Below are 12,042 nucleotides of genomic sequence, written 5' to 3' on the forward strand. Positions count from 1 at the left end.
ACTCGCTCATCACTTCACGGGCCTTTGCCGTGAGATTGCTCCCGAGATTACCCGCAACAGCGGACTCCTGGCGATCCTGCGAACCCGACCCGGGCGCCTCTCGCAAAAACAGATCCGACGCCGTCAGGAACTCTTCGACAAGCACCCAACCCTCGAGCCCCTCTATCTCAAACGATGGCAAATCCACTCCCTTCTCTGCCAGAAGTCCTGCACAGCAAAGAAGTGTCGATCAAATGCCAAAGAGCTCTATCGACATATCGAAGAACTACAACAACAGGGCTTTGCACAACTCAAAACCCTCGCCAAGACCCTCCAACAATGGATCGAGCCCATCGCCACCATGTGGCGATTTACCAAAAACAATGCCATCACCGAAGGCTTCCACAGAAAAATGAAACTCATCCAAAGAAGAGCCTTCGGCTTCAGAAACTTTGAAAATTACCGACTGCGCGTCCTCGCTCAGTGCCAATGAACACACACAATAATCCTAAAGAAAAATAATCACAAATTATGCCCGGTCCCCAAACTTTGGAGTAGACCCACCCCCGGTCCCCACACTTTGGAGTAGACCCAGCATGGTGCGGGCGGAGGGAGTCGAACCCTCGTCTCAACCTTGGGAAGGTCACATAATAGCCGTTATACGACGCCCGCTTTAACTTGCTGATTTTCAGCTACTTACGAAACTATTCTTTTGGAAATTGCTCAAAATTGAGCAGAATTTAGCCAATATTTTCCAGTTTTTAGCACTTGTAGCACTTGGAGTAGCACTCCAGTTTGGGACCAATGAAAGCGACGATCCCAAAGATTCAGAAGAAGAAATATCCAAGTGGAAAACCATATTGGCTAGTGTCCTTTTCCGCAGATGGGAAGCAAGTCAGAAAAAAGTTCACGGATCAAAATTCAGCCGATGAATTCAAGCGAAATCAAGTTAGGCGCTATCATGGAGGTCTGAGTTTGGGCGCTCAGGATGAGGCGAGGGAGGGATACGAGATATTTCGGGCGAAATGGGGGGTTCACCCAAGTTTGGAGAATCTGGGATTTGCCGATTTTGTGCGTCAGGCGCTGGAAACATATCAGCCGCCCAAGGGGGATCTGGAGGAGATAGTACGGGAATTTCTGAGAATCAAAAAAACTCAGGGGCTAAGAACTATCACTTTGGAGCAAATCGAAAGGTATATGTTCTGCTTCTTGGATGCGTTTCGAGGTGTAGACCTTGCCCGAATCTCCAAGGCTGATCTTGAGGACTATTTATTTCAGCCAAACGCCGCAGGGAAAAAGAAACCAAATCAGAATGAGATCGACACGATACGGAGCTTTTTCAATTGGGCCACGGGCGAATCTCCAAAGACCCCGATTGAGAAACCTATTCTTACAAATAATCCTTTTCGGGGCTGGGTATCGAGGCGAAAGGACAAAGAAGCCCTGATCGCCGTTCATGACTATGAGGAGTGCCAATTGCTACTTGAGGAGGCGACAAATTGCGGGGGGCAGAAAATGGTTGCGTGGATGCTTCATACGGGAATGCGGCCAACGGAATCGGTCAAGTTTTGGAAGGTGTACAGCTGGGCGAATATCGACAGAAAAAATGGGCTTATCCATGTGCCAGGAGCGGTGAGTAAAACAAGGAGGCCCCGCGAGATCGTTATTAGCCCCGCATTAGCGGCATGGTTGGACTTCTACGACGGGGAAAAGTTTTTCACGTTTAAAAATGAAAAAACTTGGGCATGGCACTATGTCCAAATCCGAAAGGTTATTCCCGAGAAAAAGCGGGCTAAGGATACGCTGAGGCATACCAAGATATCAGTTATGATCCGTGAGGGGGTGCCCATCGATGTTGTTGCAGCGCAAATGGGCAATAGCAGGGAGATTATTCAGAATCATTATTTGCGCCTTATGAGCGAGGAGGAGGCCGAAAAAATTGCAAACCTCACTCCCGAGCAAGTTCCCGCTCACGATCCCCGCAAGCGGAAATAACGTTCCAGTTGTCCGGTCTCCCAGCGTAAGATCTTTCTTCCCGCGCCGATTTGATCTGCCCCAAGGAGGGGTGGGGGAAGCTGGCCACGGCGGCGCATTCGGTCCACCGTTGAAGATGAAACCCCTAGCATCTGTGCTAGATCATCTTTAGTGAGGAGTTCCATTGCGGATGCGTTCAATTCTTTCCAGTTCTTGTTCGTACGCTGCCTTCTTGGCTATTGTTAGCTGCTTTTCTTTTTTGATATACTTCAAAAAGCTGTTGTAAATTGTTGAATAAAAATATGATACGGGGTTTTTCCTTGTGTTTATATCAAACTTTTTCGTAGCTACTGCATTGATACAACGCTCCAGCGCGTATCCCTTCATTTCGTCTAAATACGAATAATCTTTGAAATTCTTCCGGCTCCCAGTCTTTCCAATCAAATCGGTAATGATGACTCCAAGGCAGGGGGAGAATACGTCATTCTCATAATATCGGCGAAGTTCGCCCAAAAATTCACGGTTTGAGATCCTCATGAGACTTTTAGTTGGGGTTCAATACCCGTTGTTTCGAAGCACTCGTTCCAAAGGTATTGAGTGGTTAGGCCGATAGACGAAGATCCAACTCGAATGGAATCATGGATCGTCAGGCAGGGGATGTTGAGTTGGCGCAATTTCTCGACCACCGAAAAGATTATCTGGGACTCCTTTTTCTGAAGCAGACAGGCGAAATAGCTATTTCCCGTCTTTTCCTCGCCCTTCCCGTTGGGGTTAGCTTCTTTGAGGTCGAAAATAATTTGCCATAGTTCAGGGAGTTTTTCTTTCAGTTTTTTGCCATAGGAGCCGTTCATATATTTCGCTGCTCCAAACAGGATAGATCGGTAGGCTTTCTTTTTGACCTCATCCCGAGATTCGTCCTCGCCGAAAATATCAATGTAAAAATCTCCCTTTTGAATGAGGAGAATATATTTCTCCTTCTCCGTGGAATTCGCCGGATAAAGGGTGGCGAGCAAGTAGGGTTGACAGCAAGCTATGTCTACTTCTTGCGTCTTTTCGCCCCCGAGAAGGGCTTGTGAGCGGATCGAGGAGGGTTGGAGCGCAAAAGGGTAGTAAAGCCTTCCTGTGGGGCTCAGGGTGTGATCAAAACACTTAGCTAAGGTGTGGTAGTCCTCGCAGTTCAGTTCCAACACGTCCAATGAGCCTAGAACATGCTGGTATCGGGACCGGGTGTCTGGTCCTCGTTTGACCTTGCAAGAATAAGCCGCCTTCCGGGATAGGGTTGAAGCGCCCCGCAGTTTTTCGATCTTTTTTGAAATTTTCCCCCTAGGGTCTAGCTCGTGAGGAGCCATTTTTGCCGAAGCGTAGGGTTCGCACAGTTCATAATGATAGCATTTTTTTCCTTTTTTGTAGCTTCCATCGTTTTTTATTATCTTATTTTTCTTTAAATAGCTCATTGCTGGCCCGTATTGGCGGGTTCCAAGCATTTTAACTAGGGAGGAGCTAGGCAGGTAGACATACTCATTTTTATAAATTCGTTTAAAAAATAGAATTTGATGAACGACGTAGGCGCAATGGTCAATTAGGCCAGTCGGACAGCCTTCATAGGAAAGGTTTTTTGGTTTTAATAACTTCATACCCGGTATTACACTTTTTTAGTGCCTTCGTGACGCAAAATTTGAACTTTTTTCTTCATTTTTCTAATTATCAAGGCGAGGTCCGGATTTTTCATCGATTTTTTGAAGAAATTTCCATAAATTCTGCAAAGTGTTGATAATTAGCAAAATAAAGAACATTTATTTTTTGAGCGAAAAAGCCCTTATAATTTCGTAAATGCTTAAGCCCAAGGGCTTTATTCCCGAAGGGAATACAAAATGTCTATTATTATGTTATTGTTAAGTATATATATTTGTACTGTTATAGTATAAGTATTGTTATCATATTATTATATTATTAAGTATGTTAGTATTGTTGTTTTGTATTTTTTAAGTAGTAAAAAAGTAGCCGGATTTTCTTTGAGTTATTTAAATTTTACGGAAAAACTGGTCTTCGATAACAGAAACTCAATTATTTTTAATTATTTTCGGAAATCCCTTCACAAAATTTTTCGTAAGTGTAATAACTTATATGGCACTTCGAAAAATTAATTCAAATTACTCCGCCGATTACTGGCAAAAAACAAAAGCTTGGGCTGACCGTTTTACTCCCGCTGCGAAACGAATTTTGGGCGAATACCTTATTTCCGATTCCTCGTTCGACGACGACATGAAAAAAGGTTTCGACCTTGAGGTGAAGTCTGCGACATTCGCGCTCCGAGTGCGGAAGCATTCCTATTTTGCTAACCCCAGAACGCGAGGTGACATCACCATTCGAACCTCGTGCAACGCGACTGAAACTGAGATCGATAAGCTCAAGACGGGCCGATGCGCTGATTACTATTTTCTTGGCTATGCAGCTAAAGAAGGGGCGGATCTCGCAGAATGGGTGATTTTGGATACCCGAAAGCTCGCTGATTTTCTCGTGAAGCACGAGGCCGATTATCAGCCCATCCGTTCTTCTGCCAATGGAACCAGCTTCATCTGCATCAACGTTCGAGATCTGCCCGGAGAAGCCATTTTTGCCGCATCGGAGGGGTTGTCATGGAGCTGATTGTTGCTGGTTTTTTCCTGTCTTTGGGATTGGGCTTGGTTTTCGCGCTCGGACAAAGCCGAAAGGAGAAACGATTTTTGTTTCTTCTTCTACTATTGGGGATATGGGCAGGAGGTCTGATATGAGCGAGCTCTACGATCCAATTTTGCAGCTTTTCGAATGGATTGGGGAGAACGAGGGGAAAGAAGTTCCGCTGAGGTTTGAATGCGTGTGCCAGTTCCTTTTTCCCGCCTTGGCAACCTATGAGTTGGATTTGCCAGCGGAACTGACAGACAAATTCCAGAAAAAATTTAATCTGAAAAAACGGAAATCCAGGAACAGGACAAAGGAAGCGAGAATTATTCAACTGGTTGGCTTGCTGGATCGGGCTATCCAGAAAAATGAAGGGGAGGTGCCTGAGCCCGTGTTGACGACGCTAAAGCGATTGTCAGGAGGTAGGAGGCTGAGATGCAGCTATCCGGGTTCCTGCGAGGGGTAAATATTTCCAATGTATGGACATTGGGATATATCCGAAGTGGGGGAGTTTGATCCGGCCAATTTCTTTGGATTTGTCTACCAAATCAGTTTGTGGATCGGTGGGGAAACCTTCGTCTACATTGGACGTAAGGCTTTTTCCTCCTCTCCAAAGTGGCAAAACTACAAATCCTCCTCCTCCAGCGTCAAAAATCTGAGGAGGGAAGCTGAGAAAGTGGAATATACGATTCTTGAGCTTGCAAAGACCAAGCGGGAACTAACCTATCTGGAAGCCAAATATCTGTTTACGAATAACGTTTTGGAGAGTGACCGATTTTTGAATCGAAATATTCTCGGGCGGTTCTTTTCGCAAAAATAGTAAGGTAGATTTATTTCTTATATTTTGCTCGCTTGTTTATCTTTCTTGCAGCTTCTAGGTCAGTCACAAACGATCTTAATTCTTCTACGTTTGGAGGGGTGCTCATTCGCAGGAATGATTTTATGTTTTGATCGAAAAATATTTCGATTTCGTCATGTGCCGAAGTAAAGAACGATAGTAATTCATCTGTGTAATGGTCTTGTTTTTCGGAGATCAAAACAAATTCCGGGGAAGGGAGGAGATGGTGTACTAGCCAATTTCGCTTGGATGAAAGCTTGTTTAGAAGTTCGTTTCGGATTCCCTTCTTTTTGAGTTCTCGAAATTCTTCAATTAGCTCCCCCATTGATTTATTTCGGCATTTGGCAAGTTCGTCGGTGATTTTTTGGGAATTGTATTCTTTTGAGTATTTGTAGAAGCATACTGTTATTGCTAGTTTTAACTCAATTAATTGGCAAACAAATAAGCATCTACCTATGTTTTCAAAGAAACGACGGTTGTGTTCGTTGTCTTCGTTAGGTTTTTGGTTGGTCTCCATAAGGTTTTGTGGGTTTTAAATCTTTTCGGTGTATTCCTCTCCGATGATATTCTCGAATTTGCAGGTGAATAGAATTTTCTCTCCTTCTTTAATGTCGAAATGAGGGTAAATTTCTTCTCCCATGGGGTGCCAGCATGGTTCTTTATCAGGAAAGGATTCTCGTCTTCCCCATCTTTTATGCTTGTAGCCTTGGTTGTCGGATAATTTAAACAGATAGTCTGACTCTGATAACTTTACGACTGCGACGTATTCAGTATCTTTTTCGCCGAAAATGTTATCATAATCAGATTCAATTTGGATTTTTTTAAATCCATACTTTTTTTCTTCTTTTGATATTTCTGATGAGTAAATGGGATTCATGGAAGTTGATTGTTGGTGATTGGGTTTTGATTTATTCTGTCGAGGTTGTATTTATGGTTAGCGAGAATATATGTAAAAGAATTGTCTAAACAGAATTCTTTTTGTGTCGATAGATATTTGGATGCGGCTCCAATGTACTGTTTTCTTTTTTCTTCAAAATACTCTCCCATGGGATTGAGGTCTTTTGTGTCCTGCATTCTTGCGGTATGATATTTTCCGCTAGGGTAGATGTGGTAGATTAGATCTTTCTCCTTTTTCGCTATTTCTTTTAGTTCTTCTGTGTCGAATAGATTGGGTTTACTTTCTTCAATTCTGGGAATAAGGTTGTCTATTGGCCCTTCTATAAGGGTGGTGAAAGTGGAATTAGCTAGTTTCTTATCCGTTATGTCTTCGTTCTCGCATACTATCAATGTCGCGATACAAGATTTAATTGCTTGGAGGTTTATGAGTGAGCGACCAATAATTTGATCAATTTCGATTTTGTAGTTCATGGCGATTTCCTGTTGGAGTTGTTGGGGAGTCATGTTTAAGTATATGTATTGTTCTAGGAGATGAATATATGCAAATAAATAAATAATTCTCAATTTCTTGGATAGTGGAAAATATATGGGGAGGGGTCTAGTAGGCTTCTAATATACAGGAGGAGGAAGTAATATTTAACGGGTCCTTTCTGGGCGGAAATAGGTCCACAGGTGATTCGAGCAGGCCGTCGTTTTTGAAAATTTTTCGCTCAGGTAAATAGGTTTACATGAGTAAACCCCAGAAACTTTCGCAAAGCCAGATCGCAAGCGCCCTTGGAGTCAGTCGCCAGTATGTCAACAAATTGAAGAAGCAAGGCATGCCTGTTGACAGTGTTGACGCGGCGAAGGCATGGCGTGATGAAAACTCCCAAAGGGGAACGGGCTTTCGATCCGGGTCCAATACCGATGAAATTTCCATTCCTGAAGACGAATTGGATACTTCGCCTCAAGCCGCATTGAAACGCGCTGAGGTGGCAGAAGCAAAGATTGGTTGGATTCTGGATTCGGCCATCAAGAAGGGCGACACGGGAAAGATTCAATCCCTTCTGCGTCTTCACTCCCAAGCAACAGCTTCACTGACAGCGGCAAAAAAGCAATTTCTAGAAATCCAGGAACAGGAATCGCGTCTCATTGGGTTCGAGAAAGTAGCGATAATAGCGGAGCAAACCCTTTCAACCCTGATTGTTTTACTTGATGCATTGCCAGACGAATCAGCCGCGTTGATCGCTCCAGACGAACCGGAACCCGTTCGGAAGGTCATTGCCGATAAGGTCTCGAAGCTCAAAAAGACGATTCGCGCTCAACTGGAAGAAGTGGGGAAGGGGGAACCCGAAGATTAATCCAGCCGCTTCGATCTTTGCGCGATACTTTGAAGAACCAGAAATAATCCAACCTTCGGAATTCGCCGATAAGTATTTGTATCTTGCAGGACCGCAAGAACGCCAACAGGGGAAGCTCAGTTTAGATTTTTCTCCCTACTTGCGGGGAATGCTGGATCTAGCCGCTGATCCCCAATACCGCGAAACATGGGCTGTATGCGGTTCCCAGATTGGGAAGACCCTATTTTTGCGCGTTCTGATGGCTTATTATGCCTATTTCTACGGCGGGCCGCAACTAACTGTTTTTCCTACCCTGCAAAATGCGTTGGAATTCTCCGAGCACCGTTGGCAAACGCTCGTTGAAGCTTCGCCGGTTCTTCGTGAGCTAGTTCCCGAAGCCCGTTCAGATTATAAAAAGCTTTCCCAGATTCTAGGAAGGGCAAAGATCAATTTTACGGGTGGGGGCTCATCTGCGAATCTCCGTTCCCTTTCAATTCGTTGGCTGTTTCTGGATGAAATAGAAGCTTTTTCAGATGGCTTCAGTCTGGAGAAAGAAGGGGAAACCACACCGCTTGAACTAATCCGTGATCGTGTTAAAGCCTTTGGGAACTTCGCGAAGCAGTTCTACGCGAGCACCCCAAAAACGGACGATGGCCCAAGTTGGAGGGGTTATTGCCGGGGAACACAGCACCAATATTTTGTTTCTTCTCCCTATGCGCTCGATGAAGAAAAATTTCTGTTGGAAACTCCAATGGTTAAATGCGATCCCCGCGCAAAGGTCGAAAACGGTTATGATTGGAAGCGGTTGAAGGAAAATAACGCCGTCTGGATTGAATGCCCCTATACGAAAAAGCCGATCTATAGCGCCCAAAGAAACGAAATGCTTCACGGTGGGGAATGGAGGCAGACGAATCCTGACGCGGAACCAGATATTCTTTCTTTGAATATTTCTTCGCTGTATTCGCCGACAGTTTCCCTCAACAGCTACTTCATCAAGTTTTTGAAGGGGCAGGACAGCCCAGCGGCCATGCAAGCTTTCTGTAACGGGTATGAAGCGCAACCTTTCAGCTTAGACTATAAATCTCAGCGAAAAGAAGAAATCCAGAATTGTATTCTTCCGTATTCGAGGGGTGAACACGAAGACGCGAAGTACAGAATTATCACGATAGATGTTCAGAAGGATTGGTTCTATTTCGTCTGCCGTGGCTATGGCCGAAACGGATCTTACCTGTTGGATTATGGGAAGCTCTATACCCATGCGGATATAGATGATTTGATAGAAAAGTATCAGCCGATCATGACGGGCATAGACAACAACTATGCTCAACGATCCAATGAGATGAACAAATTCGTCTATGATCGAATCTCCAAGGGGCGAAAGATTTGTACGCTCAGGGGTTGGGAGTCGATCAAGTCAGGGAAACCTTTCGAGGAAAAATATCTGAATCCGTTCGTCGGCACCTCAAAGCAGAAATGGACGAAGAAGATTCTGAATATTTGGATCAACAACGATATTTGGAAATCTGAGGTCCACAATGCCAGAAGCGGAAACAGCAACCGTTGGTTTGTGTTTGATGGGGTAGGAGACGATTACGTTGACATGTTGTTTGCTGAGTCTCCGCGTGAGATATTCGACAAGAACGGAAAGAAAAAAATCGTTTGGAAGCAGCGTCGAAAACGAAACGAAGCCTTCGACGTGGAGTGCTACAATGCGGCATTAGCCCTTTACTGTGGGGTTGAGAAGACGATTCAGCGGGAAATTACCTTGGCGAAATCTCAGGAGCCCGAAGAAATTTTAGAATCCGTTCCCGAGCCGGAACCGAAGAAAAAGATCACCCTGCCGCCGCTCGTTGGAGCTGGTAAATACTGACATGCTCGAATTTGAAAAAATAGATATGTCCCAGTTTAATCGCTATGCGAAGGACTTGGCAGCGCGTTTGAATGTCGAGATTCCAGACGCAATCAAGGCTGAGGCAGCTTCTGTTTTGAAGGTCGCAGGGGGAATGCAGTTTCGAGAATCCGCAAAACCAAAGCAGATTCGAACAGATACCCGTTGGCGCGAAATGAAAAGTCTGGAATCCGATGGGCTCAAAATCACGGCTTCGAAGAAGAATGGCAAAATCTGGGGGAGTATGGACAAGATTAATTGGATCCTTCTTGGTCATCATTCCTTGGAGAAGAATTTTAAATTCTCAAAAGACGGGCACAAAATCGCCAAGAAGGATTGGCAACGATTCTGGAAGCTGTGGCAGTCAAGTAGCAAAGATACCCGCGAAAAGATTCGGAAGGCGCTCGGATCAAGGGGGCTTGGTGCAAAGTCGTGGTTTGATCTTGTCGAGTTGCTGGGATTTGACGCTGAAAGCTTGTCGCCGAAGCAGCGCGGAGTTTCCAAGGCACTAGACGCCAAAACCCGCAAAGGAAGCAATCCCCCGCGAATGGGATTCGTCTATGACTCAGGGCAAAACGGAAAATATAAGCTCACCGTTGGAAATACGTCTGTAATTGCCGTGAATCAGAAGGGAAAAAACCATATTCAGGCAGCTATCAGAAGGCGGGCCGCTGCATTCAGAAACAACGTAAAGAACGATATTTTTAAAGACGCTGATCAGGTCGCGGCGCGTTATCCTGGTATCCGGTCCCGCTTGTCTCCCTAGCGGTAAATAGGGGTATGGATATATCCCAAATCGAAGAATTACTAGCGGAGATCGAAGAAGAAATTACGCTCATCAAGCGCAGGTTCAATATTGCCCATTCGCTGGGGGATTCAAACAGCGCCAAGGGCATTTCAGCTACCTTTTCTGATCAGCAATTTTGGCGTAAGGAGCTTCAGAAGCTTCGAGCACGAAAACGCTACTATACCCAACTTAAAGCTTTCAGGGAGGGTGCAGGACCAGCGCCGTTTAACCCATCAACCCTTTCAACCAACATCGTATGAAGGGGCTAGTTTTAGATCAGTTCGGCAAAACGGCTTCGTTTTCGCGCATCAACCCTGTTCAGCCTTCGTATGACAATGCGTTTAGGGGCGGATATCATCCATACACGGATACGGAGCAATTTCCATATAACAACCGAATCAAGGTAATCTCCTATCTTCGCGAGGAAGCAAAGACCAATGCCATCCTGGCAGGTATTATCAATGCTTGGGTGAATACTGTTGGGGTTCCCGCCTTTAAATCAGTGTCTTCGAGCAAGGAATACAATGAGGAGAAGGAAGAATTTTTGGAATCCAGATTTTCTAACCTTTGCAAAACCTACGATTTCAGAACCTTTGTTCGCCTAATCTGCAATGAGTATGTTCTGACGGGAGAAGTATTCGTGTATTTCTTGAAGGATGGGCACGTAAAATTGCTTCCAGCGGAACTTATCGGATCAGACCCGAAAAACGAAGATCCCAACGAAGTAGATGGAATAATCTTTTCTGCGAACGGCTATGTTGAGGGTTACAGGCTTGGAAAGCGTATCAAAAACAAGATTTCATTCTCGAAAGAAGATTCTCAGGTCATTCCGGCCAACTTCGTGAATCATCTTTGCCGAAGAACGCGAATCGAACAGGTGCGCGGCGATATACCTATGATGCCCGCGATTCAGGCAATTCAAGACCTTTCGGAAATTACGAAAGCAAAGGTCAAAAGCATCAAGATTCAGTCATCCCTTTCCTACGCGATCATCAAGAACAATGCTCAGGAGTATATTGAGATGCTCCAAGCCGCTGTTTCTGAAGGTTCGGTAGATGCCCAAGATGCTTTGAATTGGACTACAGCGCGTTCCAGCTACTCCAGAAATGCAGTTCAGGACATTGAGCGCGGTTCGATGCTGTATCTTGAGAACGGAGAAGACGCCAAACCGCTTTCTACGAACTTCCAATCTGGTGATTTTTCGGCATTCGAACTGATGACCATCAAGCGGATCTGTGGGACTATAGCAGTTCCGCAGCAAGAAATACTTGGGTATGACCAAAGCAATTATTCTTCTTCCCGCGCTGAAAAACTGAAGTTCGCCGCATTCGTCAAAGAATTCCGCAAGGATGCAGTTCAAACGATTCTTCTTCCCCTTCAATCATGGCTGGTTCGTAGGGCAGTATTGTTTGGAGACTTCATTGCCGGACCAGAAGGTGAGGATAATAAGGTAGAATATATCTTTCCCGCCTTTGCCACAATCGACGAGAACAAGGCAGTTCAAGCTGCTTCTGAACGATTGGCTGAAGGATTGACTTCGAAATCGCAGGAAATCGCGGCCATTGGAGGCCAAGCTGATCAGGTTCTTCGGGATCGCATTCAGTATGCCGCGAAACAAGCCCAGTTGATCAAGGAAATGGCAGTGGAATCCGGTCTGACGGAAGAAGAAATCAGAACCGAGTTGGAGGCGGGTAAATAGTGC

The 12,042-nt window shown here is 45.1% G+C and carries 16 protein-coding genes and 1 tRNA gene; 10 read left to right on the top strand and 7 right to left on the bottom strand.

Going from position 1 to position 12,042, the window contains the following annotated elements; translation table 11 throughout:
- Window positions 1–472, top strand: a 472-nt coding sequence (locus H5P30_RS09770; RefSeq protein WP_185691582.1) for a transposase, incomplete at its 5' end; no start/stop codon positions are given.
- A 104-nt stretch (window positions 473–576) separates the two neighbouring features.
- Here the strand turns inward: H5P30_RS09770 and H5P30_RS09775 are convergent.
- A tRNA-Gly gene (locus tag H5P30_RS09775) sits at window positions 577–651 on the bottom strand.
- 132 nt (window positions 652–783) lie between these two features.
- On the opposite strand from H5P30_RS09775, the gene H5P30_RS09780 reads away from it, so the two are divergent.
- Entirely contained in the window at window positions 784–1,974 is a 1,191-nt protein-coding gene (locus H5P30_RS09780) for a tyrosine-type recombinase/integrase (protein WP_185692763.1), read from the top strand.
- On the opposite strand, the gene H5P30_RS22660 is transcribed toward H5P30_RS09780, so the two are convergent.
- Genes H5P30_RS22660 through H5P30_RS09795 form a run of 3 tightly spaced genes read right to left on the bottom strand, consistent with a single transcriptional unit; the run spans window position 1,950 to window position 3,587 of the window.
- Window positions 1,950–2,138 (bottom strand): helix-turn-helix transcriptional regulator, encoded by a 189-nt coding sequence (locus H5P30_RS22660; protein ID WP_185692764.1) that lies wholly within the window; start codon window positions 2,136–2,138, stop codon window positions 1,950–1,952. The two genes, H5P30_RS09780 and H5P30_RS22660, sit on opposite strands and share 25 nt — an antisense overlap.
- Window positions 2,122–2,490 (bottom strand): hypothetical protein, encoded by a 369-nt coding sequence (locus H5P30_RS09790; protein WP_185692765.1) that lies wholly within the window; start codon window positions 2,488–2,490, stop codon window positions 2,122–2,124. Before H5P30_RS09790 ends, H5P30_RS22660 begins: the two co-directional genes overlap by 17 nt.
- Entirely contained in the window at window positions 2,487–3,587 is a 1,101-nt protein-coding gene (locus H5P30_RS09795) for a hypothetical protein (protein ID WP_185692766.1), read from the bottom strand. The genes H5P30_RS09790 and H5P30_RS09795 overlap by 4 nt, the downstream gene beginning before the upstream one ends.
- A gap of 490 nt (window positions 3,588–4,077) precedes the next feature.
- Between H5P30_RS09795 and H5P30_RS09800 the strand changes: the two genes are divergently transcribed.
- The 3 genes from H5P30_RS09800 (at window position 4,078) to H5P30_RS09810 (ending at window position 5,431) form a co-directional block, all read left to right on the top strand.
- Window positions 4,078–4,599 carry a hypothetical protein gene (locus tag H5P30_RS09800; protein WP_185692767.1) on the top strand — a complete coding sequence of 174 codons (522 nt, stop codon included), beginning with the start codon at window positions 4,078–4,080 and terminating at the stop codon, window positions 4,597–4,599.
- 121 nt (window positions 4,600–4,720) lie between these two features.
- On the top strand, window positions 4,721–5,077 hold the full coding sequence (locus H5P30_RS09805) for a hypothetical protein (protein WP_185692768.1): 357 nt from the start codon (window positions 4,721–4,723) through the stop codon (window positions 5,075–5,077).
- A gap of 9 nt (window positions 5,078–5,086) precedes the next feature.
- Window positions 5,087–5,431, top strand: a complete 345-nt coding sequence (locus H5P30_RS09810) for a GIY-YIG nuclease family protein (protein ID WP_185692769.1) — start codon at window positions 5,087–5,089, stop codon at window positions 5,429–5,431.
- Window positions 5,432–5,441: 10 nt separating this feature from the next.
- Here H5P30_RS09810 and H5P30_RS09815 read toward each other — a convergent pair whose 3' ends face one another.
- The 3 genes from H5P30_RS09815 to H5P30_RS09825 are packed head-to-tail and all read right to left on the bottom strand — an operon-like array spanning window position 5,442 to window position 6,850.
- A complete protein-coding gene (locus H5P30_RS09815) occupies window positions 5,442–5,966 on the bottom strand; it encodes a hypothetical protein (protein ID WP_185692770.1) in 525 nt (174 codons plus the stop codon).
- Window positions 5,967–5,981: 15 nt separating this feature from the next.
- Window positions 5,982–6,326 carry a hypothetical protein gene (locus H5P30_RS09820; protein WP_185692771.1) on the bottom strand — a complete coding sequence of 115 codons (345 nt, stop codon included), beginning with the start codon at window positions 6,324–6,326 and terminating at the stop codon, window positions 5,982–5,984.
- Entirely contained in the window at window positions 6,323–6,850 is a 528-nt protein-coding gene (locus H5P30_RS09825; RefSeq protein WP_185692772.1) for a hypothetical protein, read from the bottom strand. Before H5P30_RS09825 ends, H5P30_RS09820 begins: the two co-directional genes overlap by 4 nt.
- Before the next feature lie 224 nt (window positions 6,851–7,074).
- Between H5P30_RS09825 and H5P30_RS09830 the strand changes: the two genes are divergently transcribed.
- The 5 genes from H5P30_RS09830 to H5P30_RS09850 all read left to right on the top strand — a co-directional run bounded on the left by H5P30_RS09830 (window position 7,075) and on the right by H5P30_RS09850 (window position 12,039).
- Window positions 7,075–7,686, top strand: coding sequence for a hypothetical protein (locus H5P30_RS09830; protein WP_185692773.1), 612 nt, complete (start codon window positions 7,075–7,077; stop codon window positions 7,684–7,686).
- 76 nt (window positions 7,687–7,762) lie between these two features.
- Window positions 7,763–9,535: a terminase gpA endonuclease subunit gene (locus H5P30_RS09835; RefSeq protein WP_185692774.1), complete on the top strand. Its 1,773-nt coding sequence runs from the start codon at window positions 7,763–7,765 to the stop codon at window positions 9,533–9,535.
- A 301-nt stretch (window positions 9,536–9,836) separates the two neighbouring features.
- Complete coding sequence (locus tag H5P30_RS09840) at window positions 9,837–10,319, top strand: hypothetical protein (RefSeq protein ID WP_185692775.1); 483 nt, start codon at window positions 9,837–9,839, stop codon at window positions 10,317–10,319.
- Between the two features lie 14 nt (window positions 10,320–10,333).
- Window positions 10,334–10,600, top strand: a complete 267-nt coding sequence (locus H5P30_RS09845) for a hypothetical protein (RefSeq protein WP_185692776.1) — start codon at window positions 10,334–10,336, stop codon at window positions 10,598–10,600.
- Window positions 10,597–12,039, top strand: a complete 1,443-nt coding sequence (locus tag H5P30_RS09850) for a phage portal protein (RefSeq protein ID WP_185692777.1) — start codon at window positions 10,597–10,599, stop codon at window positions 12,037–12,039. Before H5P30_RS09845 ends, H5P30_RS09850 begins: the two co-directional genes overlap by 4 nt.
- Window positions 12,040–12,042 lie beyond the last annotated feature (3 nt).

The sequence above is a fragment of the Puniceicoccus vermicola genome, assembly GCF_014230055.1.
Lineage (GTDB): Bacteria > Verrucomicrobiota > Verrucomicrobiia > Opitutales > Puniceicoccaceae > Puniceicoccus > Puniceicoccus vermicola.